Origin of the sequence: Micromonospora sp. NPDC005367, assembly GCF_040606825.1 — a bacterium.
Taxonomy (GTDB): domain Bacteria; phylum Actinomycetota; class Actinomycetes; order Mycobacteriales; family Micromonosporaceae; genus Micromonospora.
Genome location: NZ_JBEXFP010000039.1, coordinates 1 through 25,796, shown reverse-complemented (window position 1 = coordinate 25,796; position 25,796 = coordinate 1). Strand labels below are relative to the sequence as shown.

Here is a 25,796-nt window from a genome sequence, read left to right as displayed (position 1 = left end):
CACCCCCGAGGACCTGTTCGACGGGTTCACGGCGTACCTGGCCGCCCACCGCGAGGAGCTCCGGAACAGCAGTAGCGGCCTTGGACGGCCGTCCCGCCATTGATCACCCCCGAACGCCGCGCCGCTCAGTCAGACCAGGTCCGCCTCGTCCAGCAGCTTCCACAGGCCGGCACCGTCCGGGGCGGAGAACCACCGCTGCCCCACCGGGCCGGAGGCGTGCGGACGCTCGGCCGGGGCGGGCAGGCTACCGGCGAGCACCGACTGCGCCGGCGAGAGGCGGCGGATCGCCACCCCGGCCACGTTCTCCGGGTGGGCCGCGGCGAACTCGCGGTAGATCTCCTGATCGTGCTGGCCGTCGTCGCCGACGAGCAGCCAGCGCACGTCGGGGAACTCACGGGCCAGCCGGGCCAGCGTCTTGCGCTTGTGTTCCATGCCGCTGCGGAACCAGCGGTCGGCCGTCGGCCCCCAGTCGGTGAGCAGCAGCGGACCGGCCGGGTAGAGGTGCCGGGAAAGGAACCGGGTGAGCGTCGGCGCGACGTTCCACGCTCCGGTGGACAGGTAGAAGACGGGTGCGCCCGGGTGCGCGGTGACCAGCCGTTCGTAGAGCACCGCCATCCCGGGCACGGCGGCCCGGGCGTGCTCGTCGAGCACGAACGTGTTCCAGGCGGCGAGCAGCGGCCGGGGTAGCGCGGTCACCATCACCGTGTCGTCGATGTCGGAGAGGATGCCGAAGCGTACGGCCGGGTCGAGGATGCGGACCGGCGCCTCGACCGGCTCGGCGTCCGGCATGCTCAGCCGTACGGTGCCCCAGCCCGGCGGCAGCTCCGCCTCGACCACGGTGTCGATGAACCCGCTACGGTCGGTCTGCGTCTCGTGCCGCACGCCGCCCGCCTCGACGGTGACCGTCACGTGCTTCGCCGGGAGGGTGGTGAAGCTGCGCCAGCCACGGACCTTCTCCAGCCGGGCCCGCTGCCGGGTGTCCGGACGGCCGATCAGCACCCGGCACATCACCCGCACCCAGCCGGGAGCGCCGTAGCACGTGTACGCGACGATGTTGATCCGCCAGCCTGTGCGCCGCAGCCGGCGCTCGAAGAACTGGTGGATGGCATCCTCGATCCGCGCCGCCCGGTGCAGGCGTGGAACGGCCAGCTGGCCGGTGGGGGTCGGTGGCACGCTGACACCCTGCCACACGGATGTGGCGGCGGCCACGCGGGCGATCGCAGCCCGACGGGTCTGCCCCGATCACCCACGCCCACCCGGGCGAACGTGAAACACTCCGGTCGGGACGACGACGGGGGCGTGGTCGTGTCGCAACCAGTGCAGCACCGCCGGCGTCGGCGGCTCGACCGGCCGGCGCTGGTCGCGCTGCTGCTCGGCCTGGCCGGGGTCGGCTACCGGCTGGTCCTGACGCTGCTCACGGTGCCGGTGTCGAACAGCGACGAGGCCACGTTCGGTCTCGCCGCCCTGCACATCGCGCAGGGCCGGGCGCATCCGGTCTTCCTGTACGGCCAGCGCTACATGGGGATGCTCGAGTCGTACCTGGCCGCACCGTTGATCGCGCTGTCCGGGCCGAGCTGGCCGGTGCTGCGGCTGCCGATGCTCGTCCTCTACGCGGTCTTCCTCTACCTGATCCACCGGCTCATGAGACGGATCTGCTCGCCCTGGTTCGCCACGTTCGTGGTCGGTCTGCTGGCGCTGGGCCCCGAACGGGTGGTCCGCGACCAGTTGACCGTGGTGGGCGGCCGGCCCGAGGTCAAGGCGGCGGTGCTGCTGATGCTGCTGATCGCGGTGGGGCTGGGCACCGGCACGATCCGGCGGCTCAGGCCGGCCGTCGGGCTCTTCGGGCTGCTCGCCGGCCTGGCGCTCTGGTCGGACTGGTTGATCGTGCCGTACCTGGCGGTGGCCGGGCTGCTGCTGCTCTACGGGGCGCGCCGGCACCTCCTCGGCTGGGCCGGGGTGCTGCTGGTCGTCGGCTTCGCGGTAGGGGCCGCTCCGATGATCTGGGACAACCTCGTCGCGCCGCCCGGCGAGGACTCACTGTCGGTGTTCCGGGAGATCAGCACCCGGGCGGGCCCGTCACCGCCGTGGTCGCAGCGGTTTCAGGGCGGCGTGCTGGAGGGGGTGCCGCTGGCCAACGGCCTCTGCCCGATCGGCGGCTGCGCTACGTCGCAGCGGTGGTTCGGCGCGATCTACCCGCTGCTGCTCGTCGTCGCGGCGGCGTTCACGCTGATCGCGTACCGGCGCACCGCCGGCGGGCCCCGCGCGGTGCGGATCCGGTGGGTCGCGCACCTCGCGCTGGTCCTCGGCGCGGTGCTCACCCTGCTGTCGTACGTGCGCAGCCCGCTCTCCGCCACCGACCCGCTCGCGAACGCCCGGTACCTGTCGGTGCTCCAGATCTCCCTGCCGACGGTGCTCTGGCCGCTCTGGCTGGCGGCGGAGGCGTGCTGGCGGGGGACGGTGGGGGCGCTCGGCCGGTTCACCGGCGCGGTGGCGACCGGGGTGCTGGCCGGACTCGCGGCGGCCATGCTGGTGGTGACCGTGCAGTTCGCCGCGACCGGTCTGGGGGCGTCGCGCACCGAGGAGCGGGAGGCCCGGGCGTTGGCCGCCGCGCTGCGCGCCGACGGTCCCCGCGAGGTGTACGCGGACTACTGGGTCTGCAACCGGCTCGTCTTCAACACCGACGAGGACGTGATCTGCGGGGTGGTCGACGCCAATCTGATGCCCGGGCAGAACCGGTACCCGCCGTACTGGCGGCAGGTGGGACGAGCCGACCGGCCCGGTTACGTGGTGGAGGCCGGTTCACCGGCGGAGCGGCACCTGCGGGGGTTGCTGGGCGACCGGGTCGCCAGCACACCGGTACGCGATGTCGGCGGCTACCGCATCTACCACCCGGCGACTCCGTTGCGGCCCTGGCGGTAGATTTCACCGGGTGCTCATCCTGCTACCGCCCTCCGAGGGAAAGGCCGACGCCGGCACCGGCCGCCGGCTCGACCTGGACAAACTCTCCCTGCCGGAGCTGAACCCGGCCCGCGAGGAGGTGCTCGCGGCGCTCGTCGCCCTCTGCGGCGGGCCGGACGAGGCGGCGGCCCGGGCCGTGCTCGGGCTCAGCGAGGGTCAGCGGGACGAGGTTCGACGCAACGCGCGGCTGCCGCAGGTTGCCACCGCACCGGCCGCCCGGATCTACACCGGAGTCCTCTACGAGGCGCTGGACCTCCCGGCGCTGCCGCCGGACGCCACCCGCGCGGCCCGCCGCTCGGTGCTGATCAGCTCAGGGCTCTGGGGTGCCGTGCGCCTCACCGACCGGATTCCGCCCTACCGCTGCCCCATCGGCGCGAAGCTGCCTGGGCCGGGTGCGTTGGCGGCGTACTGGCGGCGGGTGCTGGGGCCGGTGATGACCGAGGCGGCCGGTGACCGACCAGTGCTCGACCTGCGCTCCGGCGCGTACGCCGCGACCTGGGCGGCACGAGGTGACGTCGCCGACCGGACGGTGACCGTGCGGGTGCTGCACGAACGTGAGGTGGACGGGGTGCCGGTCCGCTCCGTGGTCAGCCACTTCAACAAGGCGACCAAGGGGCGGCTGGTACGCGACCTGCTGCTCGCCGGAGTCCGGCCGCGTACCGCCGACGAGTTGATCGGCGCGCTGCGGGACCTGAAGTACACCGTGGTGGAGCAGCCGGCGCCGGCCGGCCGGCCGCGACAGGTTGATCTGGTGGTCACGCAGCTGTAGGAGCCTGCCGGGAACCCTGGCCGCAGCCGCTGCGGGGGTTCCCACGCTCTCTCCGGGCGTGCGCAAGATTTCCTCAAGGCTGGGCCGGATCGGTTCCGTGTCCGGCGCGTACCGGTCACGGTAGGAATACCCCGACTCCGGCAAGGGAGCACCTCCGTTGGCCCGCGAACCCGCCCTACTCGAACGGCCGCGCCGCACAGCGACGCCACCCCCGCTGGACTGGCTGACCCTGGCCGACGCGTTCGAGGCCGCCTGCCTGCTGCGCTGCATGCCACCGCCGGCCGGATCGCGCCCGCAGCGTGCGGCAGGCCGGTTTCCGGCCTCGACGGTGGAATTCAACCGGGAGGACGCCGCCCAACGGATGCGGCAGCTGCTGGAGCGGCTGGACGTTCCCGTCGAGCACGAGATGGCCTTCGGTGGCCTGCGTCGACGCTACGAACTGCACCGGCTCCGGGTGCCGCCGACGCACCGGGTGCGCTACTCGCGCCTGATGGAGGCCGGTTGGTGGCAGGGACGCCGCGAGCTGCTCGCCGCTCCGGTGCCCGGCGCGTCCACCCCGCGCCGCGTCTGGGTGCCCCGGCTGGCCGCCGCGGCCTGGCGCTCGGCCCTGCTCGCCGGAGGGCGGCACGTCCGCCGGCACATCCTGGGCGTACGGCTCACCGACCGGGAGTTGGCCGCCGTGCTGATCCGCAGCGCCGCCCTGCTCCGCGTGCCGGCGGAGCTTCGGCCGGGCACCGGCTGCTTCCTGGTCAGCGTGGCCGACGGCCCGGACCGGCACCGGATCCTCCAGCACACCGCGCTGGCGCCCGCACCGGCCGCTGAGTCGGCCGCGTCGGCCTGACCGGGGCGGCATCCGGGCCGGAGCCGCCCCGAGGCCGCCGGCACGCACCGGACGCTACAGACCGGACGGCACGGACCGGACCGGACGGCACGGACCGGACCGGACGGCACGGACCGGACCGGACGGCACGGACCGGACCGGACGGCACGGACCGGACGGCACGGACCGGACCGGACGGCGCGCGCCGGGCGATCGGCGGCGCGCCTGCCCGGATGCCGGTCAGGTCGTGGCCCATGGCGACGGCCGGAGAGGTCAGCCCGTCCCGAGCGGGTCAGCGGGACTTCAAGGCCTGCTCCGCGTACGCCCAGAGGCGGTCGGCGGCAACCGGGTCCAACGCGTGCGCGGCCACCCCTCGGGTCGCCTCGGGGCCGCCGGCCACCACCTCGGTCTCCTGGTTGTCGGTGAAGTACCGGCCGGTGACCCCCTCGACCAGTGGTGACGCCGCCAGCAGCACGGTGGTCGCCGCTCCCTGAGCGGGGCTCTTGTAGTGCGGCAGGTCGATCCGGTTGCCCGCCTCGTCCAACGCTCCGAACGACCGCAGTGCCTCCTCGGTCAGGTGGCGCTGGAGGTTGGTGTTGATGAAGCCGGGGTTGAGCGCGTTAGCGACGATGCCGTCGGCGGCCCACCGCCTGGCGATGCCCACGGCGAGCAGCACGTCCGCGGTCTTCGACCGGGCGTACGCCGACCAGGGGTCGTACGGCTGCCGCGCGAACTGCGGGTCGTCGAAGTCGAACGGCTCCCGCCGGTGCACCCCGGAGCTGACGATCACCACCCGGGCCGAGCCGGCGGCGCGCAGGTTGCCGTGCAGGCCACGGGCGAGCGCGAAGTGGCCGAGGTAGTTGGTGCCGAGCTGGAGTTCCCAGCCCTGCGGGGTGAGCTGCCGGGTCGGGATCGCCATGATTCCGGCGTTGGCGACGAGGGCGTGCAGCGGCCCGTCCCATCCCGCGACGAACGTGTCGACCGAGGCCAGGTCGGCCAGGTCGAGGGCGGCCGCTCGTACGACGCCGGGGCCGGACCCGGCGAACTCGGCCACCAGTTCGTCGGCGCCGGCCGGGTTGCGGGTGGCGACGGTGACCTCCGCACCGGCGCCGGCCAGGGCGCGGACGGTCTCGGTGCCGATACCGGAGGCGCCACCGGTGACGATCATCCGACGACTGGTGAGGTCGACGCCGTCGAGGATCTCGGCGGCGGTGGTACGGGCGGTCAACGGGGTGCTGAGTGGTGTCTCGGCGGTCATGGTATCGACGCTACGGGCGACCATTCGGACTGTCTGTAGTTTAGAGTCCGCCAGTCTTTAGGCAGCGTCCAGAGGAGCAACCGTGGACCCGTTGGAAGATGTGCTCGCGCTGGTCGGCGCGACCAGCCGGCTGTCCGCCGCGCTGGCGGCCGGCGGCCGCTGGGCGGTCCGCTTCGACCCGCCGGCCGGCGTCAAGTTCAACTCCGTCCGGCGCGGCGACTGCCTGCTGCGGGTCGACGGCGTGCCCGAGCCGGTGATCCTGGCCCCGGGCGACTGCTTCCTGCTGACCAGGCCCCGGGCGTTCACCCTGGCCGGCGACCCGGACGTCCCGCCCGAACCGGCCGAGCCGATCTTCGAGGCAGCCGTCGACGGGGTGGCCCGTGCCGGCACCGGCGACGACGTGTTCCTGATCGGCGGCGCGTTCTCCTTCACCGAACGCGCCCGTGCCCTGCTGCTGGACGCGCTGCCACCGGTCATCCACGTGCCTGCCGCGACGCCCGAGGCCGCGACCGTACGCTGGGCCGTCGAGGAGATCGACGTTGAGCTACGGGAGGCGCCGCCGGGCGGCCGGCTGGTCGCCGAGCATCTCGCCCTGGTCATGCTGATCCGCGTGCTGCGCCTGCACCTCGCCCGGTCCGGCGGCTCGGGCTGGCTGGCCGGCCTGGCCGATCCGGTGCTCGGCCCCGCGCTGCGGGCGATGCACGCCCGCCCCGCCCAGCCGTGGACCGTGGCGGAGCTGGCCCGGGTCGCCGCGGTCTCCCGGTCCACGCTGGCCGCCCGGTTCAAGGAGGTCGTCGGACGGAGCCCGTTGGAGTACCTCACGGGCTGGCGGATCGAGCTCGCCGCCGACCGGATCCGCCGCGGCGACGAGACCCTGGGCAGCATCGCCCGGGCGGTCGGGTACGGCTCCGAGAGCGCGCTCAGTGTGGCGTTCAAGCGCACCACCGGTCTGTCGCCGCGCGCCTACCGCAGCCGTTTCACCCTGGCCGGCTGAGCTCGCCACGAGACCCGCCGAGCCGACACCGGATACCCCGGGCGAGCGGCACATCGAGCCGTACGGCCAGGCGAGACCCGTAGTGGCGGGGGTTGCGCCGGCCCGGACGCCGGGCGCAGAGTGCAGCCCGTGAGTCGTACCTGGCCCGGGCGCGCCGCCCCACCCGCAGCGCTGCTGGCGGTGCTGCTCGCCGTTATCGTCGGCCTCGCCGGATGCCGGGACACGCCCGGCGAGCCGGTGACGATCCGGATCGCCACGGGCAGCCCGACCGCGGTCTACCACGCGTTCGGCGAGTCGCTGGCCGCCATCCTCAACCGGGAGCTGCCCGGGGTTCGGGCCAGTGTCGTGGTGACCGCCGCCTCGGCGGAGAACGTACGCCTGGTCGGCTCCGGCGAGGCCGAGCTCGGTTTCACCCAGGCCGACGTGCTGCCGGCGGTGCCCGGCCCGGATCCCCGGGTGGCCGCGATCGCCCGGGTCTACGACGACCAGTTGCACCTGGTCGCGTCCGGTGCCGGCCCGGTGTACACGATCGCCGACCTGCGCGGCCGGCGGGTCTCCCTCGGCCCGGCCGGCTCCGGCACCGAGATCACCGCGACCCGGCTGCTCAACGTGGCCGGCCTGAGCGGCGACCTGATCCAACGGGCCCGGCTCAACCTGGACGAGTCGGTGGCCGCGTTGCGATCCGGCCGGATCGACGCGTTCTTCTTCTCCGGCGGCCTGCCGGTGCGGGCCATCGCCGACCTGGCGTTGGGCAGCCCCACCCGGATCGTCGACCTCGGCGACTGGACCGAACCGCTGCGGGAACGATACGGGGACGTCTACGTCTCCCGGGACATCCCACGCTCGGTGTACGGGGTGGATCCGATCACCACGGTCGCCGACCCGAACTTCCTGATCGTTCGCACCGACCTGCCCGAGCCACTGGTCCGGAACGTGACCCGCCTGCTCATGGAGCGGCGCTCGGAGCTGGCCGCCGCGCACCCCGCGGCCGGACGGATGAGTCCCCGCTCGGCGATCGCCACCTCGCCGCTGCCGCTGCATCCCGGCGCGGCCGCCTGGTACCGCGCGGCGAAGCCCTGACCCGGCGCCGGTAGCGGCCGCGCGGTCGACATCGTGCAATTTCTTGTTTCCAGTGGTCTCACCACGGGTCGGAGGCCACTACATCCAGGATCGAGCACGATCTTGGCGGGTACCCGCGGGCAGCGCGGGCAGCGCGGGCAGGCGGGCGGCTTACTGCCGCACGCCCGCGACCGCCGTCGGCAGCCGCTGCGACACCGGGTCGGTATCGGACCCGGGTGGCGTCGGCCCGCCGTCCGGACCGGGAAACCAGAGCCCGGCGACCAGGCCACGGGGCTCTGCCGCCCGCATGGTGAGCCGCCCGTCCGACGCGTCGATCAGCACGGCCGCGATGGCCAGGCCGAGGCCAGCGCCGTCCACGTTCTGCACATCCGGCGCACGCCAGAACCGCTCGGTCGCCTGGCCGAGCTGACTCGCCGTCATCCCCGGCCCGTTGTCCCGCACCTCGAGCGACACTCCCCCGTCGCAGGTCGCCACGGTCACGGTCACCTCACCGCCGGCGCCGCTGAACTTGACGGCGTTGTCGATGAGCGCGTCGAGCACCTGGTCCACGGCCGTCGGGACGGTCCGCGCGTACGCCGGCGCGTCGCGGGTGACGAGGCCGAGCGAGACCGACCGGTGCCGGGCCAACGGTCGCCACGCGGCGACGCGGGAGGCCGCCACCTCGGCCGCGTCGACGGTGACCCGCTCGTTCTCCTGACGCTCGGCGCGGGCCAGGGTGAGCAGCCCGTCCAGCACCAGCGCGAGGCGGTCGGTCTCCTCCAGGGCCAGCCCGTGCTCGGTCCGGCCCTGCGGGTCGGTCAGGCTCGGGCCCAGCTCCTCCACCCGCAGCCGCAGCGCGGTCAACGGGTTGCGGAGCTGATGGCTCGCGTGGGCGACGAAGGCACGCTGGCGGTCCATGACGTCCGAGACCGCGTCCGCCATGGTGTTGAAACTGGCCACCAGTCGGCGCAGTTCCGGTGGGCCGAGATGATGCTGCACCCGGGCGCTGCGATCCCCCTTGGTGATCTCGTGGGTGACCGCGTCCAGCTCGGTGACCGGGCGCAACACCCAGCCGGCCAGCCCGAAGGCCGTCAGTACGCAGGCCAGCACGGCGAGCATGCCGGTCCCGGCGAGCAGCAGCCACCAGGTGGTGACCGTACGGCGTAGCGCGGCGGACGGGCTGGCCGTGACGACCGCCCCGAGCACCTCGCCGCCGTCGTTGATCGGCACGGCGACGATCACCGGCCCGCGCAGCCACGGCCACACCGACTCCGGGCCGCTGACCTGCTGCCCGGCGAGGGCCGCGTCGCGCGCCACGGTCGTGCCCGCCGCGGCGCGCCAGCTCGTCGAGGCGACCACGGTGCCCCGGTCCCGGTCGACCACCACCGCGCCGATGCCGTACAACTCGTCGTAGCTGCGCAGCTCGCTCTGGAGCGAGCCGGCGCTCCCGCCGCGCAGCGCCGGCCCGGCGAGCGACGCGAACCGGGTGGCGTCGGCGAGGCGGTCGGCGCGTACCCGGTCGGTCTCCCGGGTGGCCAGGATGAGCGCGAGCGGGGTCTCCAGCGCGATGAGAACCAGCACCATCAGCAGCAGGTAGCTGATCACCAGCCGACGACGCACCGGTCCACCTCACTCGTTCCGAAGCCGGTAGCCGATGCCCCGTACGGTCTCGACCAGCCGAGAATCGCCGAGCTTGCCGCGCAGCGAACCGACGTGCACCTCGACGGTGTGCCGGTCGGTCCACGTGGTGCCCCAGGCGTCGAGCAGGATGCGGTCGCGCGGCACCGCCACCCCGGGCTGCCGGGCGAGGGACAGCAGGACGTCGAACTCCTTGCGGGTGAGCGTGACGTCCCGGCCGTCAACGCTGACCGTACGGGCCGAGACGTCGATGCGGACCGAGCCGGCCTCGATCAGGTTGCGTTCCGGGGCGGCCTGCGCCGTACGCCGCAGCACCGCCTCGATCCGGGCCTGCAACTCCACCATCGAGAACGGCTTGACCACGTAGTCGTCGGCGCCGAGCCGCAGGCCGAGCACCCGGTCCCGTTCCTCGCCCCGGGCGGTGACCGCGATGATGCCGAGCTGGCTGCTGCGCCGGCGCAGTTCCCGGCACAGGTCGGTGCCGTCCCCGTCGGGCAGGGTCAGGTCGAGCAGCACCAGGTCGCACGGGGCGGCGGAGAGCGCCGCGGCGACAGTGGCCGCGTGTTCCACCTCGTAGCCACGGCGGCCCAGCGCGGACGACAGAGCGGCGGCCACCCGACGATCGTCCTCGACCAGCAGGATCCGCACCATGCCCCCATCCGTCGAACCGTTGGTCCTGGGGAATGGTGGCAGATGGGCCGGTCCGGGCGGGAGGGCCGCCCCGGTGGCAGGCCGCGCCGGACGGCCGAGGCGTGGGGGCGACTCGCCCGGCGACGGTCGCCGGGTGCGGGCGCGGGCGGCGGGTGCGCGCGCCGGTGGTCAGAGACCGAAGGTGTCGTCTCCGACGGCGTCGCGCACGCCGTCCAGGAAGCCCCGGAAGGCCGGGTCGTGGTGGCTCGCGGGCACGCTCGTGATGTTCTCCCCGGTGGCCTGGGTGACCGCGTCGACCAGGGGCGGGTAGTCGAGTTCCGCGTCCCCGAGGGAGTCGTCGTCCCCCTCCGCCAGGTTGATCACGTACTGCACGTCGTCGGAGGGAGTGTCCGGGTCCTCGGCCCAGTCACCGCCGGCCTGGTAGCACTCGTCGTACAGCGCACGCTGGCTGTCGGTCCAGTCGTCGTCGTAGTTCCGCATCGCTCACCCCTCCGCGACCCGCTCCGCCTCCGAGCATGCCGGGCCGGGCGGGCGCGCCGGGCCGGTACCGGGGAAACGGGTCGCGGGAGGTCGCCGGCCGGACCTGCCCCCGGGGGTCCCGCGTACGCTGCACAGGTGATCTACAAGCTGCTGCCGACGACCGAGTGGGACGACGCCCGTGCCGCCGGGCGCCTGAACGGCACGGCAGTGGACCGCCAGGACGGTTTCATCCATCTGTCCGGACCCGATCAGCTGGTGGAGACGGCCCGCCGGCACTTCGCCGGGGTCACCGGGCTCACCCTGCTCACCGTGGATCCGGCCCGGCTCGGTGACCGGCTGCGGTGGGAGCCGTCGCGCGGCGGGGAGCGGTTCCCGCACCTGTACGGCCCGCTGCCGGTGGCGGCCGTGGTCGAGGCGCAGGCGTTGCCGGCTGACGTGCCGGCCGTGGACACGGTGGCCGCGTTGATCGGTTGACCTCCGGCACCTTGAAACGATCGCGCCCGGTACGAAGGAGCCGTCCCGGGCGCGATCGTGGCGTTCGACGCTCAGCGGCAGAGCCGGCCGATCTCCTCCCGGAACCGGTCCATCGGGTTCACCTCGGCCGGGCCGAGCAGGTAGGTCTTCAGCTCACGCCGGGCCTCGGTCATCGGGTCGTCGCCGGCCCGGGTCACCGAAACGATCTTCTCCAGCTCGCCGCAGTCCCGCGACAGCAGGTACGCCGCCCGCGAGGTCGGGTACTGCCGGCGGAACTCGTCCTCCGGCAGCCCGCCCGGATTCGCCACCACGTACGGCCGCTCGCTCTGCACGAAGTCGGAGACCACGCTGGACACGTCGCTGATCAGCAGGTTGGTCTGGTTGAAGCAGTCGAACAGCCCCGGCGTACGGCCGGTGACCACGAGGTGTCGGGTGCCGTCGAGCGAGGTCGCTTCGACGTCGCCGCCGGCGGCCCGGATCATCTCGACCACCCGCTCGTGCACCGCCTTGGCCTCCTTCGACCGGGAGCCGGTCAGCGGATGCGGCTTGTAGATGAGGCGCACCTCGGGCCGGACGGCCAGCAGCGCCTTGACGATCCGCGGCCCCATCAGCACCAGCGAGGTGTGGTACGGGTCGTCGTCCAGCCACCCCTCCCAGGTCGGGGCGTAGAGCACGGTGAACGGCCGGTCGACCGACTCCGCGCCGAAGGTGTGCACGCCGGCGAGCTGCGGGCGTCCGATCTCGACGATGTCGGAGTCGAGCACACCGACTCCGGCGCGGGCGTACCGTTCCCGGCCGGCGAGGCCGGCGACCCACACCTCGTCGTAGACCTTGCTGTACGGGTTGACGCTCGCCGCCTTGTCGCTGTCGCCGTGCCCCACGAAGACGTGCTTCATGCCCGGCTCCCGGAGCATGTGGATGTTCGCGCCGACGTTCGCCGCGTAGAGCGTGGCGCGGATGCTGCCGAGCTCGAGGTTCATGAAGTCCACGCTGGCCGGTACGCAGATCACCGGCAGCCGGGTGTCGGCGAGTTCGGAGAACGCGTCCCGGCTGCGCATCAGCACCACCGCCCGCCGGTCGAGCGCCTCGATCGGGGCGAGCCACATGTTGGCCTGGTAGACGTCCTTGGCCGGGCCTGCGAAGTAGAGCGCCGCCTCCGGCCGGTACGAGTCGAGCCAGCGCTGCACGGCGGGCATCAGCGGACCGGGCCCGCTGCCGCGACCGCGCAGCCAGGTGACGGCGACGATCGCACCGACCACCGCCGCGACGGCCAGCGCCGCCGCGCCCACGGCGACGACCGGGGTGGCGGTGTCCCGCACCGCCCCGATCACCGCGGCGGGCGCGATCGCGATGTTGACCAGGGCCAGCCGGTCCCCGGCGAGCCGGGACGTCCAGGCCGGCGGCCGGGGTGCGAAGGTGATCGGCCCGAGGTCAATGTTGCGGACCAGCGCGGAGACCGGGTTACGCCGGTCGATCATGGTGTTGAGCGCTCCGGCGAAGATCGCGATGAGCCAGACCGCGCCCGGCAGCAGCAGGATCAGGCTCAGCTCACCCATGCTCGGGCCGACCGCGGCCACCACCAGCAGGACGGTGGCGAGGTCCCGGGCGAGCTGCCGGTAGTCACCACGCAGACCGACCTTCTCCAAGAGGGTGTGCGTGGCGGGCGACCAGCGGGCGAGCGCGTACTCACCGGCGAGTGCGACCAGCCCGGCCACGGCGAACACGACGGCCCAACCGAGTGCCCCGGCGGCGAGCAGCACGAAGTAGGCCACCAGCAGCAGCGCGCCGCGGGCGGCAGTTCCCGCCGGTCCCATCAACTTGCCGAACAACGAGTACTCCCCTACCCCGGATTCAATCCGTCGCTACGGCCAGCAACGCGTAGCAGCGACCTTAACGCGAGTCGACGTCGAACGGTCGAGCGGGTATCCGGTGACATACCGGTCAGACGACTCGCGTCTTCCCATTCCGGCAAACGGCCAGGTAACCGGCGAGCGGTGCGGACCAGCCGGACACCGCGTCACTTACCGAAGGCGTTAATAGCGCGCTCCGCTACTCTCTCCGTCGTGACGGCGGCAGTTGCCCGTCGGAAGGGAGATTGGTGATCACAACTCTCGTCGCGCTCGCCGTAGCCGTCGTGCCAGGGGCGCTGCTCGGATTCGTCGTCCCACCCGGGCGGTACCGGTGGGCGGTGTGGGCCTCGGCTCCGGCGCTCACTCTGGGCCTCACCACGGTGGCGATGGGCTGGCTGCCGAAGCTGGGCCTGCCGGAGAGCGCCACCGCGGTCCTCGTCGTCGAGCTGCTACTGGCCGTCGCGGCGATCGTGGTGTCCCGGCTCTTCCCCGCCGGCCTGGTTCCCGCCGAACGCCGGTCGGATGGCGACGGTCCGCAGACCGCAGAGACCTCGGCGACGACGGGTCGCGCCGCGCTGCTCACCCGTTTCCGGCTGCCGATGGTGCGGCCCCGTTGGGTGGACATGATCGGGGTCGGGGTTCCGGCGGTGGTCAGTGTGGCCTACGGCTGGGTCCTGCTCGGCCGGCTGATCGCGCCACCGGGTTGGGACGCGATGAACCATGGCTACTTCACCCGGCGGATCCTGGACCTCGGCAGCGCCACCATCGCCTCGGCGTGCAGTACCGGCTCCACCGAGAGTACGCTCACCTGCTCCTTCTATCCGCTCGCCACGAACGTGTCCTGGGCCCAGGCGGTGGAGCTGAGCGGCGGGCGAATCAGCACGGCGATGACCGCCTGGTCGATCCTGGTCGGCCCGCTCACGCTGATCGCTGGGGTGTACGCCTGCGTACGCCTGCTCGGTGGCCGCCCGGTCGTCGCGTCGGCCGCCGCGCTCGCACCGACCTTCATCGGCCCGCTCTGGTACTCGGTGGTCACGGGACGGATCACTCAGCAGACCGGCCCGGCGATGGCGGTGGGCATCGCGCTACTCGCCGCGCTGGCGCTGCGCGGACGTCACCCGGTCCGGCTCGGTCTCCTCACCGGGCTCGCCGGAGCCGGCCTGGTCATGTCCCACACCTACGACGTGCTGGTTGTCGCCGTGCTCGCCGTGGGCCTGCTCGTGCTGATCCGGCAGCGGATGACGGTGCGGTCGGCGGCGGCCGGAGCAGCCGCGGGGGTGATCGGCGGAATCGCCGCGCTGGCGCCTTTCCTCGGCCCGCTCACCAGCGCGAACGGCGAACGTGACTCGAACCAGCCGGCGCTGCTCGGCCAGCTCGGCGAAGCGTTCGAATACTGGGTCACCGACCAGCAGCGTTACGTGCTGCTCGGGTTCCCCCAGCCGGGCGGGGCGGATTACCAACTCAGCGTGCCCAGCATCCGGGTCGGGCTGGTGATCACCATCGCCTGCCTGCTCGCCTCGCCGCTGAGCCTGGTCTTCCGGCAGCTCCGCTGGGCCCGGCCATGGCTGCTCACCGGGGTCGTGTTCACCGCCATCGGCGTGTGGACCACCTACTCCGACTCCGCGCCCGCGATGCTGCTCTCCGGCCTCTGGTACGGCGTCCGGGAGCGACTGCGGTCGATGATCTTCCCGGTCTACGGAGTGGTCGCGGTGGCCGGCGCGGTGGCCATCGGGCTCGCCGTACAGTGGCTCGTTACCAGGCTGGTGACGCGCGCCCGCTCGTGGCGCGAGTCGACGGTACCGGCCGCAGTCGCCGCAGGCCTCCTGGTGCTGGTGGTCGCCGGGCTGTCAGCGCTGCCCGCCACGTGGCACCCGCTCCGCGGGGAGTTCAAGCGACGAGCCCCGGTTGGCGAGGACTATGTGCGGACGTACGAGTGGCTGGCCAAGAACACCCCGCCGGGCAAGGTGGTCGCGTACGACCGGCACCGGCAGTTCATGACGTGGTCGTACGTCGACTACGGGGTGCCGGTGCTGTTCGGACTGCCGCCGTTGCCGGTCTTCGACGTACAGAACTACGACCGCCGCTGGAATGCCTGGAACTGGCTTGTCAATGACGAGGCGGCGACGCCGGCCGGCTGCGACGTCAACCGGTTCGGCATCGAGTACGTGGTGGTCGGCGGCGGGCGCTACATGCCCGGCGGTTGGGAACGGCACTACACCCCGGACCTGATCAAGGTCAGTAGCCGACTCACCCTGGTGCGGCAATTCGGGAAGATCGACATCTACCAGGTCACCGACCAGGGCCGGGCCTGCACGCCGCCGGGCAGCTGACCGGAAACATCCGAATGCGAAGGGGCGCCGCTGTTCGCACAGCGGCGCCCCTTCGCATTCGGGCAGCTGGCCCGAGGCCGGTCTCAGTGCGCGGCGTCCGCCGGCTCGGCCGATTCGGCCTGGCGTGGCCGCGGAGTCCGCGGTGGAGTCGTGTTGTCCTCGATCACGGCAGCGACAGCCCGGTGGGCCGGCAGGATCCGCTGACGCTCCACGTCCTGGTCGATCCGGCCGTTCAGGATGTCGAGGAAGTGGTCGAGCTGCGCGGCGAGCGGCTCCCGGTTGGAGACCAGCTCCGGCACCTCCATGATGCTCTGTTGCCGGTAGCCTCGCCCGTCCGGCGTCGCCGCGTCCAGTGACACGTGCCGGTAGATGGTCACGTCCTTGCGGATCAGGTCCGCCTCGATGAGCCGGTCCACCTCGCTGATCACCAGTCTTCGCACCTTGCGCTGGCCGATCCTGCTCGCCGAGACATTGGCGATGGCCCCGTTGCCGAAGGTGAGCACCGCCTCGGCGACATCCTCGGCCCCACCCTCGGAGGCCGGGTGGAAGTAGCCGAGCGAGCCCCGTACCCTGGCCGGCTCCTGGCCGCCGAACGCCTCGATCGCCAGGTCGACGTCGTGCACCAGCAGATCCCAGGCGACCCCGGTGCGGATCCGCGGCGCGTAGGGCGAGTGCCGCGTCACGCTGAGGTGCACCGGCCTGTCCACCAGCGCCAGCGCGGTCAGCACCGCGGGATTGAACCGCTCGAGCAGGCCACAGAGCAGCGGTAGGTTCCGCTTTTCGGCCGTGGCTACGATCTCCTCGGTCGCGCTGAGGCTCCCGCAAACCGGCTTTTCGACGAGCAACGGCTTGTCGGCGGCGAGCACCTGCTCGGCGAGACCGTGGTGGTACTCGGTCGGGGCTGCGATCACGACGGCATCCACGTCTGCGAGGTCGCTCAGGTCCGGCGACCAGGCGGCACCGTAACGGTCGGCGATCTCACGGCCAGCCGTCTCACGCGGCTCCACCACGGTGGCCAGCTGCGCCCGCCCGGACTGGGCGATGACCCGGGCATGCAGGGAGCCCATCACACCCGCACCGACCAGCGCAAAACGCACCGGGGCGGTCATGCGGCCACCGCCTTGCGAACCGCCTCGACCACCCGGTCGACGTCACTGTCGGTCAGGTGATGGTGCACCGGAAGGGAGATGCACTGCCGGACCAGCCGCTCGGTGACCGGCGCGGGGTCGGCGACGACCCGGGGGTGGTCGCGGTAGCAGTCGTAGTCGTAGACCGTCTTTGGGTAGTAGATGCCGCAGCCGATCTCCTGCTCCGTCAACCGAGCGATCAGCTCGTCCCGGCTCACCGGGGCCTCGTCGGTGACCAGCACGGTGTACTGGTGCCAGACGTGCGAGCGGCCGGGCAGCTCGGTCGGCAGGCGCAGCCCGGGGACGTCGGCCAGGCCGGCGGAGAGCCGGGCGGCGTTGTCCTTGCGGCGCTTGACGTTGTCGCTGTACGCGGCGATCTGCGGAATGCCGAGCGCGGCCTGCAGGTCGGTGAGGCGGTAGTTGTGACCGGCCACCTCGTACTGGTAACGCTGGCGCATGCCCTGGTTGCGCAGCACCCGCAGCCGATCGGCGAGCGCCTCGTCGTTCGTCGTGATCATGCCGCCCTCACCGGTGGTGAGGTTCTTCGTGGCGTAGAGCGAGAAGGTGCCGAGCCCGAAGCTGCCCGCACCGCGTCCGGAGATCGTCGCGCCCAGCGACTGGGCGGTGTCCTCGACCAGGCCCAGGCCGTGCCGCTCGGCAAGCGGGGCGATCGCGTCCATGTCGGCGGGTTGCCCGTAGAGGTGGACCGGCATCAGCACTTTGGTACGCGGGCCGATCGCGGCGGCGAGCGCCTCCGGGTCGACGCAGAAGTCGTCCTCACGGATGTCGGCGAACCGCGCGGTCGCACCCGCCTCGAGGATCGCGTTCAGCGTGGCGACGAAGGTGAAGGGGCTGGTCACGACCTCGTCGCCGGGCTGGAGGTCGAGCACCTCCAGCGCTGCGACCAACGCGGTGGTGCCGTTGTTGACCGCCACCGCGTGCCCCACTCCGACCACGTCGGCAAACTCGCTCTCCAGTCGAGCCACCATCGGCCCCTGGGCGATTCTGCCTGATCGGATCACTTCGACCGCCAGCTGTTCAGCCGCCTCGTCGAGCTTGACGACGGAAATGGGGATCACAGCGTCTCTCCTCGGGGGGTTGGTGGCAGCGAGCAGACGTCAACGGCGGCGCACGCTCACAAATTACGCTGCCCGCCGCTGGATACGGAGGCCACGTCGGGGTGCGTGGCGGCACCAAGCCTGGGCTAGTGTAGTGCCTTGCTTTGTCAACCCCTCCCCCGATCGGGTGGACAACGACGCGAAGGCAGATAACCAGTGGTAGATACCGCTACGCGGCCTGACGCCGACGCCGACGCCGCCCCGGCCGCCGCTCCTCGCAGTTCCCGAAAGTGGCTGTCGCTCGCCGTACGGGTCGTGGTCATCGCCGCCATCGTGGCCGGGATGGCCTGGAGCGTTGTCGACCAGTGGCCCCAGGTTCGCTCGACCTGGCTGGGCCTGGCCTGGCCCTCGGTCGCGCTGTCGGTCCTGGCGGCGCTGCTGGGAATGGTGGCCAACACGATGGCCTGGCGGGCCGCCGTGCACGACCTGGAGCACCGCGTCTCGGTCGCCGCCGCGCTGCGCATCTGTCTGGTCGGCCAACTGGGCAAGTACATCCCCGGCAGCGTCTGGGCGTACGTGCTCCAGATCGAGCTGAGCAAGCGGGCGGGGCTGCCCCGCGCGCGGGCCTTCCTGGCCACCCTGGTCACCGTCGGTCTCGGTGTCACCGCCGCGCTCGGCCTCGGCCTGCTGAGCCTGCCCTCGCTGCGAGAGGCGGCGGCCGGCGCCGATTCCAGCTACGCCGAGCCGGTCCGGGTGGCGCTCTGGATCGTAGCGGTCCTGTTCCCGATCGCCCTGGTCTGCGCGATTCCCCGGGTGCTCACCATGCTCGTGCAGCTCGCCCTCAAGGTGCTGCGCCGGCCGCCCCTGGAGCACCGACTCACCTGGCCGGGCGTGTTGCGGGTCGTCGGATGGAGCGCGCTCGGCTACGCGATGTTCGGCGTGCACCTGTGGTTGCTGGCGAACGCCCAAGCCGCTCCCGGTCTCGGTGGCCTGCTGCGCAGCATCGGTTCGTTCGCGATCGCGATGACCGTCGGCATGTTCGCCTTCCTCTCGCCGTCCGGGCTCGGCGTGCGGGAAGCCGTGCTGGTGGCCGCGCTGGCACCGTTCCTGGTGGGCGGTGGTGGGGTCGGCGCCGCGGTGGGCATCGCCCTGGCGTCCCGGCTGATCTTCACCATCGCCGACGTGCTCGCCGCGGGCATCGCGGCCCTGTCCGGCATGCGGCAGCTGCGCCGCAGGCCCGAAACGGTGCCGACCGGCACGTCCTGACCTTTCCAACCGACAAGGGCCGGTACGCCACGTGCCGTACCGGCCCTTGTCGTACGGGCGGGTCAGCGGGCGATGACGCTGGTGATGCGGGTGAACTCCCGCATCAGGTCGTATCCGTCCCAGGTGGCGGCGAAGCTGAGCGCATCGCCGATCGGGACGATCCGGTCCACACCGCGACCGGCCACAGTCCGCGCGAAATCGACCAGTTCATCGGCGTTGAACCCGAAGTGGGTGACGGTCTGGTCACGGCGGACCACGAGCGGGGCGAGCTCGGTCAGCGTGTCGACCCGGGCCTGCGGGAAGGTGCCGACTCCGAGCCAGCGTCGCGGGATGTCAGCCGGATCGGCGAGCTCCACCGTCGCCAACTCGTTGCCGTCGAAGCGGATGGCAGTCGCCGTGCCGTCGACGGCCAGCCCGTACGTGGCGACCCGCTTCTCCACTGCCATCGCCGCGTCGACTTCCGGCCGCTTGCCGTCCAGCACCACCCGCAAGCGGGCCAACAGGTCGGCCCGCGCCGCCTCGGTGGCCGCCGGGTCGCCGATCCAGTACAGGGTGCGCGGTGAAGAGCACGCCGCCTGGTCGAACCAGTACGAGTCGTTGTATAGGCCGAGAGCCGCCGCGTCACGGTCCCGCTCGTCTGCGCCCAACCAACCGGCGCTGCTGAGAACGGTGAAAGACGAACGGTCCGGGAAGGTCACGTCGCGGGCGTGCGGAGCGAGCGGGTGCCGTCGGATCTCGTTCACCGAGCGGTCCCCGCCCCAGATGACCCGGAGGTCGGCCGCAGCGGAGAGCGTTCCCGTGACGACGTCGTCACGCCCGTACGTCACCATCCGCTGAGTCTGCCGAACCGCTTCGTCCGCCTCGGCCAGGGTGTCGTTCAGGGCGTCGAGAACGGCGTCCGCCGCGCCTGCCGAGCGGGACGAGATGCGAACAACGTTGGCGTTGCCGGCCAGCGCGGAGAGCGCCCACGAGTAGACGAAGATGGTGTCCACGTTCGCGGGCGGCACGTGGAAGACCGTGCCTCGCGGAAAGCGCAGCTGTCCCGGCTCGTCGGAGACTCGGGCCAACAGTTTGTTGATCTCCGCGCGACGCAGGAAGAAGCCGAGCGAGCCGAGTTCGGGGTAACGTCGGGCGACGGCCGGACGGAGCAGCCGCCGCGCGAACGCGACGAGGAACTCCACCACCCGCTCATCACCGACGGTGAGCGGCCCGGCCGCTGGGGTGTTCCGCAGGGACGCCAGCAGGTCGTCGACGTCGATCGCACCGCCGGCGGGGAACCTCTCGATGACCTTGCTCATGCCGCCTCCGCAAACGTGTCGCTGCAGCCACGGGCCTCCGCCCGCGGCAGGCGTCCAAGGATCGAGAAGCGCTTACCCGGCCAGACGCCGTCGTCGACGCCGTGCACCACGCCCTGGTCCTCGGTGAGCAGCAGGTGCCCGGGGTACGACCGTGGCAGGGTGCTGACCACCTGGACGACGCCCGGCGTGCCGACCGGCACCTCCTCCCAGGTGCGGGGGTCGCGGATGATGATGTCGGAGAAGTCCGGGCAGTACAGCCCCCCGCCGTCCGTCCCCTCCAGGAACGTCAGCCCGATCTGCTCGACCATGCCGTAGAAATTGTGAATCCGCCGCAGCCCGGTGTCCGCGGCGAAGCGGCGCCGGAACTCGTCGTTGTCGACCGCCCGGTCCGCCAGCTTCTTCCACCCACCACTGTGGATCAGGATGCCGTTGCTCAGGTCGAGCTTGTTCTCCCGCGCCAGCTCGTAGAGGTAGAGCCAGGTCATGAAGGTGAAGCCGAAGATGAGGAACGGCTGGTCACCGTGCTTGTCGAGGAACGCGCGCACGGCCTCCAGGTCGGGCCGGTCGTTCTCGTCGAGCACGAACGTGTGATCGCGGCCGAAGTTCATCAGCCCGAGCACTCCGGCGCCGCGGGCCGAGAACGACCGACGGTCCTTGAACAGTGCCCGGGTGTCGACCAGCAGCATCGGCAGCCGGCGCGGCCCGATCACCGGGCTGAGCGTCGCGGACAGCATCTTCTGCTGCAGCCCGGCCGACTCCTTGTCGAGGTAGATGCGGCTCACGTCGCCGGTCGTACCGGACGAGGTGAGCACCTTGAACACCTCGTCGTCGGTGATGCTCTTGAGAACGTGGTGCTTGAACAGCCGTACCGGCAGCCAGGGCAGATCCGCGATCCGCTCGTAACGCCGTCCGGGATGATGGCCGAGCGAGGCCAGCAGCCGCGCGTACTCCGGACTGTTGGCCCGGTGATGCTCGGTGAGCTCGACCAGCTCCGGCAGCAGCCGCGCTTCGCGAGTGGCCTGGTCGAGGGTGAACAGGGTCATACCTGCGCCTCCAGGGAGCGGTAATCAATCTTGCCGTTGGGCAGTTGCGGCAACCGCTCGACGGTCCGGACGTCGAACCCGGACCGGTGCAGCTTCAGCCGCTCGGCCAGCCGGCCGACGAGGGCGCGGGCGGCGTCCTCCTCGATGCCCTCGACGAAGACGACGACCTTGTCCGGACCGGACACCGCCACCACCGGGCCCTGATCCCGGACCATCTCCTCGATGTCGTGCAGGTTGACGCGAATGCCGAAGATCTTGCCGAATCGCTTGAGCCGCCCGCGCAGCCAGACGAACCCGTCCTCGTCGAGATGGCCGAGATCGCCGGTGCGCAGCACCCCGGCCTGATCGTCACCGCGCCCCAGGTCGGCAGAGTTCTCCGCGTACCCCATCATCACGTTCGGGCCTCGGTACACCAACTCGCCGACGACGCCCGGCTCGTCGGTCTCCGCGCCGTCGGAGTCCAGCACCGTGAAGGAACCGCCGGCCAGCGCGGGTCCGACCGAGCCGACCCGGGCCGGCAGCGCGTCCGCGGGCAGCGTGCTCATTCGCGGGCCCGCCTCCGTGCAGCCCCACATGACGTGGAACCGGCCACCGGCCGCACTGATCTTCTCGTGGAAGGCGAGGATCATCTCGTCGCGCAGCTTGCCGCCGGCCTGCGTGAGGGTACGGATCGACGGGTACTTCGCCGGTGACCAGCGGATGCGGTGCAGCATCTCGTAGTTGTAGGGGACACCGGCCAACGACGTCGCGCCGTACGTCTGCACCGCCTGCCAGAACTCCCGGGCCAGCACACCGCCGTCGACCACCAGCACGGTAGCGCCGGCCGCGAGATGGCTGTTGAGGACGGACATGCCGAAGCTGTAATACAGCGGCAGACTGGTCGGCGCGATCTCGTCCGGGCCGATCGCCAACGCTTGGGCGATGGCCGCGGCGTTCGACGACACCGCGGAACGGGACAGCCGGACGAACTTCGGGTCACCGGTCGAACCGGAGGTGGCCAGCAGCACGGCCAGGTCGGGGTGCGGCTCGTCGTCCGTGGCGTGCTCGCGGACCCACACCGGGCCGAGCGTCGGGTCGTCGACCTGCCGGTACTGCTTGGGGCGCTCGCCGGGATCGGCGCCCGCGCCGCCCCCGGAGAGGCCGACCACCACCGCCGGCTCGAAGCGCCGGATGAAGTCGGCCAGCACCGCCGGGTCCAGTGCCGGATCGAGCAGCGCCACCGGCCGGTCGGCACGCATCGCGCCGAGGTAACGCAGCACCGCCGCCACGGAGGCGTCGCTGCGGGCGAAGACCACCCCGGCCGGGAAGGCGCGGTATGACGCGGCGTACCGGTCGATCTCAACGGACAGCTCGGCGCCCGCCAGGATCACTCCGCTGGCGGCGTCGATCAGTCGGGCGGTCGGGGCGACCAGGTTCATGCGATTCATCCTCCCGGCAGCAGGCGTCCGATCAGCGACCGGCAGTCATCCGCGCGAAGACGTCCAGGTGTCGCCGCGCGACGACGTCGAGCGTGAAGTTGGCGTGCACCAACTCGCGCTGCGCCTTGGCGATCCACTCCCGCTCCTGCGGCTCGTCCAGCAGCCGGATCACCGCGGCCGCCAGGTCCTTGGGGTCGTTCGGGCGGGCCAACACGAAGTTCTCCCAGTTGCGCAGCTCGACGGCCGGGAAGTTGGTCTCGGTGATGGTGCCGATCGTCGCCCGGCCCGCCGCCATGGCCTCCAGGCTGGCCGTGCCGAAGCCGCCGCCCTGCAGATCGTGGGCGACGATGTCCGCGGCGGCGAAGAAGGACGGCACGTCGGCGGGGGGCACCGCGCCGGTCGAGATGATCGCGTCGGAGACCCCGAGCTCCTCGGCGCGCTTGAGGAACGCGTCGTAGTAGACCCGCCCGACCACCATGACCTTGGTCCGCGGGTGCTTCGCCAGGATCGCCGGCAGCCCCTCGACGAGGGCCAGGCGGTCACGGAGCTGGATCACGTGCCCGAGAGACACGATCAGCGGGGCGTCGTTGACCTCGTACTCGGCGCGGACGTCGCGGGTCGGCGGCGCCTCGAACCGGCTCGGCTCAACCGCCACCGGGAGGTACTCGAACTCGTCCTTCGTGGCGCCGTAGCGCTGCTCGCAGTACGCGCCGCAGAGCTCGTCCATGATCACGTACCGGGGCCGATACCGGCGCAGGATCGGCTTGACCAGCCACCGGTCGAGCGCCTTGAACATTGCCATGTACTTCGGGTCCGGGCTCTCGAGCCGGGTGTGCACCGAGAGCAGCACCGGGACACCGCGGCGGCGGGCGTACCAACCGGAGAGCCAGGTCAGGTCGAAGAACTGCCCGTGCTGGTGGATCACATCCGGCTTGAACTCGTCGAGCAGCCGATTCACCCGCCGGCGGTTGCCGGGACGGGCCATGGTGAAGGCCATGTCGAAGTCGATCGCCAGACCGAGCTGAGGCATGGGCATCGCAGGCATCCGAACCACCCGGTAACCGTCCCGCTCCTCCTCGGCCGGGCTGTCGCGGTACGCGGCGGTGAGCACGAGCACCTCGTGACCCGCGGCGACGTATCGCGCGGCCAGCGCCGCTGCCAGATGAGAGCTACCACCGGGCCTGGGTGGAAAGAAGTTGTTGACAACAGCGATCCGCACAGTGGTGGCTCCTGTCGGCGGTGGCGGGGACTCCGGGGACGGGGGTGGTCCGGCCTGGACAATTGTAGGGAGCCGTCGGAGTGACTCCCGGACGCACCGCGCCACGGTACCGTAAGATGGCGGCGCTCACCCCGGACGCCCGGCCGCTTTCCGTCGGCGAACATCGACGTGGCCTGGACCGGCGGGACTCGATCGGCGGCCTCCGGAGGGCGAAGCCGCGCACGCTCCCGACAGCCGGACGCCGATCTACGGTCGGGTAGGCTGGCCGACCGACAGCCCAGGCCGGTCTCGGCGGCACCGGACCCGCCTGACCGAAGGCGTAGAGCGGACGAGTATGGCTAACAGAATCCACCCCACCGCCGTCATCGGCCCGGACGTGGAACTCGGCGACGGCAACGTCGTCGGCCCCTACAGCGTGATCGTGGGCCCCTGCCGCATCGGGGACGGCAACTGGATCGGCCCGCACGCGGTGATCGGCACCCCAGCCGAATACCGTGGCGGTCCTCACCCGGTGGGCTGGGACGGTGAGTCCGCCGGCACCGGCGTGGTGATCGGCGACAACAACACGATCCGCGAGTTCGTCACCATCAACCAGGGCACCCAGGAGATCACCCGCGTCGGCGACGACTGCTATCTGCTGGCGCGCAGCCACGTCGGGCACGACTGTGTGGTGGACGACGCGGTGACGCTGTCGGACGGGGTACAGCTCGGCGGCCACACCCACGTCTGGTCGTGGGCGAACATCGGCATGGGTACGGTGGTCCACCAGCGTGGCCAGGTCGGTCCGGGTGCGATGGTCGGGATGGGCTCCGCCGTGCGGCGCACCGTCGAACCGTTCACCATCACCGTGGGCAACCCGGCCCGGGCCAGTGGCGTCAACCGGGTCGGCCTGTCCCGGCGCGGCTGCACGGACGACGTGATCGACGCCTTCGAGACCTATCTCAAGGGCCGCGCCGACCTCCCGGACGGCCTGCCGACCCAGGTGGCGGAACAGCTCGCGGCCTGGACGAAAATCATCTCTGCCGAGAAGGAGTAATCATGGCGCTGTCGGACCGGCTCCGGGCCGTCTTCGTCGACACATTGGAGCTCGGCGACGACGTCGACGTCGAAAACCTCAAGTACCGCGAGATCGAGCAGTGGGACTCGCTCGGTCACATGACCCTGGTCGGTGCGATCGAGGACGAGTTCGACGTCCAGCTCGACACCGAACAGGTCATCGACATGAGCAGCTTCAAGGTCGCGCTGGACATGCTCTCCGGTATGGGTGTCCGTGACTGACACGGCCCCCACCGCGACGATGCGCGGCCGGGTCGCGGTGATCACCGGTGCCACCCGGGGCATCGGACGCACCACCGCCGAACTCCTCGCCGAGGCCGGCGCCACGGTCGTCGTGACCGGACGCGACGGTGGTCGGGCCGAGGAGGTGGCGAAGGAGCTCGGCGGCGACGCCCGAGGCTATGAACTCGACGTCACCGACCCGACCTCGGTCAGCATGGTGTTCAAGACGATCGCGGCGGACCACGGCCGGATCGACGCCCTGGTGGCGAACGCCGGTGTGCTCGAGGACGCGCTCATCGGCATGATCCGCCCCGAGCTGATCAGCCGGATGCTCGACACCAACGTCGCCGGCACGATCGCCACCGTTCAGGCGGCCGCGCGGGTGATGATGCGCAAGAAGTCGGGCGCGGTGGTGCTGCTCGCCTCGATCGTCGGCGAGCGGGGCAGCGCCGGGCAGACCGCGTACGCCGCCAGCAAGGCGGCCGTTGCGGCGGTCGCCCGGTCGGCCGCGAAGGAACTGGGCCCGCGTGGTATTCGGGTCAACGCCGTCGCCCCGGGGCTGATCGAGACCGACATGATCAAGCATCTGCCGGCGGACCTGCTCGAACGGCGAGTCGCGGACACTGCCCTGCGCAGGTTGGGCCGGGCGGAGGACGTCGCACGGACGATCCGGTTCCTGCTCAGCGACGACGCCGCCTTCGTCACCGGGCAGGTACTCGGCGTCGACGGAGGCCTGGTGCTCTAAAGTTCGCGCCTGCCCGGAGGGGCGCAACGGACGGAGGCCCGGCGAGCAGCTGCTCGCCGGGCC

At 71.8% G+C, this 25,796-nt stretch carries 23 protein-coding genes; 11 read left to right on the top strand and 12 right to left on the bottom strand.

Annotated elements, in window-relative coordinates; translation table 11 throughout:
* Positions 1-129: 129 nt before the first annotated feature.
* Complete coding sequence (locus ABZS42_RS23665; protein ID WP_355148655.1) at positions 130-1,173, bottom strand: phosphatase domain-containing protein; 1,044 nt, start codon at positions 1,171-1,173, stop codon at positions 130-132.
* Between the two features lie 126 nt (positions 1,174-1,299).
* On the opposite strand from ABZS42_RS23665, the gene ABZS42_RS23660 reads away from it, so the two are divergent.
* The 3 genes from ABZS42_RS23660 (at position 1,300) to ABZS42_RS23650 (ending at position 4,568) form a co-directional block, all read left to right on the top strand.
* Positions 1,300-2,919, top strand: coding sequence for a hypothetical protein (locus ABZS42_RS23660; RefSeq protein ID WP_355148719.1), 1,620 nt, complete (start codon positions 1,300-1,302; stop codon positions 2,917-2,919).
* 10 nt (positions 2,920-2,929) lie between these two features.
* Positions 2,930-3,727: a peroxide stress protein YaaA gene (gene yaaA / locus ABZS42_RS23655; RefSeq protein ID WP_355148653.1), complete on the top strand. Its 798-nt coding sequence runs from the start codon at positions 2,930-2,932 to the stop codon at positions 3,725-3,727.
* Positions 3,728-3,884: 157 nt separating this feature from the next.
* Positions 3,885-4,568: a hypothetical protein gene (locus ABZS42_RS23650; protein WP_355148651.1), complete on the top strand. Its 684-nt coding sequence runs from the start codon at positions 3,885-3,887 to the stop codon at positions 4,566-4,568.
* 271 nt (positions 4,569-4,839) lie between these two features.
* Here the strand turns inward: ABZS42_RS23650 and ABZS42_RS23645 are convergent, their stop codons facing one another.
* A complete protein-coding gene (locus tag ABZS42_RS23645; protein ID WP_355148649.1) occupies positions 4,840-5,805 on the bottom strand; it encodes an SDR family NAD(P)-dependent oxidoreductase in 966 nt (321 codons plus the stop codon).
* Between the two features lie 82 nt (positions 5,806-5,887).
* Between ABZS42_RS23645 and ABZS42_RS23640 the strand changes: the two genes are divergently transcribed.
* The gene (locus tag ABZS42_RS23640; RefSeq protein ID WP_355148647.1) at positions 5,888-6,799 is read left to right on the top strand and encodes an AraC family transcriptional regulator; all 912 of its coding nucleotides are present in this window, start codon (positions 5,888-5,890) and stop codon (positions 6,797-6,799) included.
* 129 nt (positions 6,800-6,928) lie between these two features.
* The gene (locus ABZS42_RS23635) at positions 6,929-7,879 is read left to right on the top strand and encodes a TAXI family TRAP transporter solute-binding subunit (protein ID WP_355148645.1); all 951 of its coding nucleotides are present in this window, start codon (positions 6,929-6,931) and stop codon (positions 7,877-7,879) included.
* 150 nt (positions 7,880-8,029) lie between these two features.
* Here the strand turns inward: ABZS42_RS23635 and ABZS42_RS23630 are convergent, their stop codons facing one another.
* The 3 genes from ABZS42_RS23630 to ABZS42_RS23620 all read right to left on the bottom strand — a co-directional run bounded on the left by ABZS42_RS23630 (position 8,030) and on the right by ABZS42_RS23620 (position 10,627).
* The gene (locus tag ABZS42_RS23630; protein WP_355148643.1) at positions 8,030-9,478 is read right to left on the bottom strand and encodes a HAMP domain-containing sensor histidine kinase; all 1,449 of its coding nucleotides are present in this window, start codon (positions 9,476-9,478) and stop codon (positions 8,030-8,032) included.
* Positions 9,479-9,487: 9 nt separating this feature from the next.
* On the bottom strand, positions 9,488-10,147 hold the full coding sequence (locus tag ABZS42_RS23625; protein ID WP_355148641.1) for a response regulator transcription factor: 660 nt from the start codon (positions 10,145-10,147) through the stop codon (positions 9,488-9,490).
* A gap of 168 nt (positions 10,148-10,315) precedes the next feature.
* Positions 10,316-10,627, bottom strand: a complete 312-nt coding sequence (locus ABZS42_RS23620) for a hypothetical protein (protein ID WP_355148639.1) — start codon at positions 10,625-10,627, stop codon at positions 10,316-10,318.
* 135 nt (positions 10,628-10,762) lie between these two features.
* On the opposite strand from ABZS42_RS23620, the gene ABZS42_RS23615 reads away from it, so the two are divergent.
* The gene (locus ABZS42_RS23615) at positions 10,763-11,101 is read left to right on the top strand and encodes a DUF952 domain-containing protein (protein ID WP_355148637.1); all 339 of its coding nucleotides are present in this window, start codon (positions 10,763-10,765) and stop codon (positions 11,099-11,101) included.
* Between the two features lie 71 nt (positions 11,102-11,172).
* Here ABZS42_RS23615 and ABZS42_RS23610 read toward each other — a convergent pair whose 3' ends face one another.
* Positions 11,173-12,930, bottom strand: a complete 1,758-nt coding sequence (locus tag ABZS42_RS23610) for a CDP-glycerol glycerophosphotransferase family protein (protein ID WP_355148635.1) — start codon at positions 12,928-12,930, stop codon at positions 11,173-11,175.
* Between the two features lie 269 nt (positions 12,931-13,199).
* Between ABZS42_RS23610 and ABZS42_RS23605 the strand changes: the two genes are divergently transcribed.
* Positions 13,200-15,281: a DUF6541 family protein gene (locus ABZS42_RS23605; RefSeq protein WP_355148633.1), complete on the top strand. Its 2,082-nt coding sequence runs from the start codon at positions 13,200-13,202 to the stop codon at positions 15,279-15,281.
* Positions 15,282-15,364: 83 nt separating this feature from the next.
* On the opposite strand, the gene ABZS42_RS23600 is transcribed toward ABZS42_RS23605, so the two are convergent.
* Both ABZS42_RS23600 and ABZS42_RS23595 read right to left on the bottom strand, forming a co-directional pair.
* Positions 15,365-16,390 carry a Gfo/Idh/MocA family oxidoreductase gene (locus ABZS42_RS23600; protein WP_355148631.1) on the bottom strand — a complete coding sequence of 342 codons (1,026 nt, stop codon included), beginning with the start codon at positions 16,388-16,390 and terminating at the stop codon, positions 15,365-15,367.
* On the bottom strand, positions 16,387-17,487 hold the full coding sequence (locus ABZS42_RS23595; RefSeq protein ID WP_355148629.1) for a DegT/DnrJ/EryC1/StrS family aminotransferase: 1,101 nt from the start codon (positions 17,485-17,487) through the stop codon (positions 16,387-16,389). The genes ABZS42_RS23600 and ABZS42_RS23595 overlap by 4 nt, the downstream gene beginning before the upstream one ends.
* A 195-nt stretch (positions 17,488-17,682) precedes the next feature.
* On the opposite strand from ABZS42_RS23595, the gene ABZS42_RS23590 reads away from it, so the two are divergent.
* Positions 17,683-18,732 (top strand): lysylphosphatidylglycerol synthase domain-containing protein, encoded by a 1,050-nt coding sequence (locus tag ABZS42_RS23590; RefSeq protein ID WP_355148627.1) that lies wholly within the window; start codon positions 17,683-17,685, stop codon positions 18,730-18,732.
* A 62-nt stretch (positions 18,733-18,794) separates the two neighbouring features.
* Here the strand turns inward: ABZS42_RS23590 and ABZS42_RS23585 are convergent, their stop codons facing one another.
* The 4 genes from ABZS42_RS23585 to ABZS42_RS23570 are packed head-to-tail and all read right to left on the bottom strand — an operon-like array spanning position 18,795 to position 23,710.
* Positions 18,795-20,030 (bottom strand): acyl-CoA reductase, encoded by a 1,236-nt coding sequence (locus tag ABZS42_RS23585; protein ID WP_355148625.1) that lies wholly within the window; start codon positions 20,028-20,030, stop codon positions 18,795-18,797.
* Positions 20,027-21,073 (bottom strand): acyl-protein synthetase, encoded by a 1,047-nt coding sequence (locus tag ABZS42_RS23580; protein WP_355148623.1) that lies wholly within the window; start codon positions 21,071-21,073, stop codon positions 20,027-20,029. Before ABZS42_RS23580 ends, ABZS42_RS23585 begins: the two co-directional genes overlap by 4 nt.
* Positions 21,070-22,491 carry an AMP-binding protein gene (locus ABZS42_RS23575; RefSeq protein WP_355148621.1) on the bottom strand — a complete coding sequence of 474 codons (1,422 nt, stop codon included), beginning with the start codon at positions 22,489-22,491 and terminating at the stop codon, positions 21,070-21,072. Before ABZS42_RS23575 ends, ABZS42_RS23580 begins: the two co-directional genes overlap by 4 nt.
* Positions 22,492-22,522: 31 nt before the next feature.
* The gene (locus ABZS42_RS23570) at positions 22,523-23,710 is read right to left on the bottom strand and encodes a glycosyltransferase family 4 protein (RefSeq protein ID WP_355148619.1); all 1,188 of its coding nucleotides are present in this window, start codon (positions 23,708-23,710) and stop codon (positions 22,523-22,525) included.
* 334 nt (positions 23,711-24,044) lie between these two features.
* Between ABZS42_RS23570 and ABZS42_RS23565 the strand changes: the two genes are divergently transcribed.
* Genes ABZS42_RS23565 through ABZS42_RS23555 form a run of 3 tightly spaced genes read left to right on the top strand, consistent with a single transcriptional unit; the run spans position 24,045 to position 25,733 of the window.
* On the top strand, positions 24,045-24,746 hold the full coding sequence (locus tag ABZS42_RS23565) for a UDP-N-acetylglucosamine acyltransferase (RefSeq protein ID WP_355148617.1): 702 nt from the start codon (positions 24,045-24,047) through the stop codon (positions 24,744-24,746).
* Positions 24,747-24,748: 2 nt separating this feature from the next.
* Complete coding sequence (locus ABZS42_RS23560) at positions 24,749-24,988, top strand: acyl carrier protein (RefSeq protein WP_355148615.1); 240 nt, start codon at positions 24,749-24,751, stop codon at positions 24,986-24,988.
* A gap of 19 nt (positions 24,989-25,007) precedes the next feature.
* Entirely contained in the window at positions 25,008-25,733 is a 726-nt protein-coding gene (locus ABZS42_RS23555) for a glucose 1-dehydrogenase (protein ID WP_355148717.1), read from the top strand.
* The last annotated feature ends 63 nt before the right edge of the window (positions 25,734-25,796 follow it).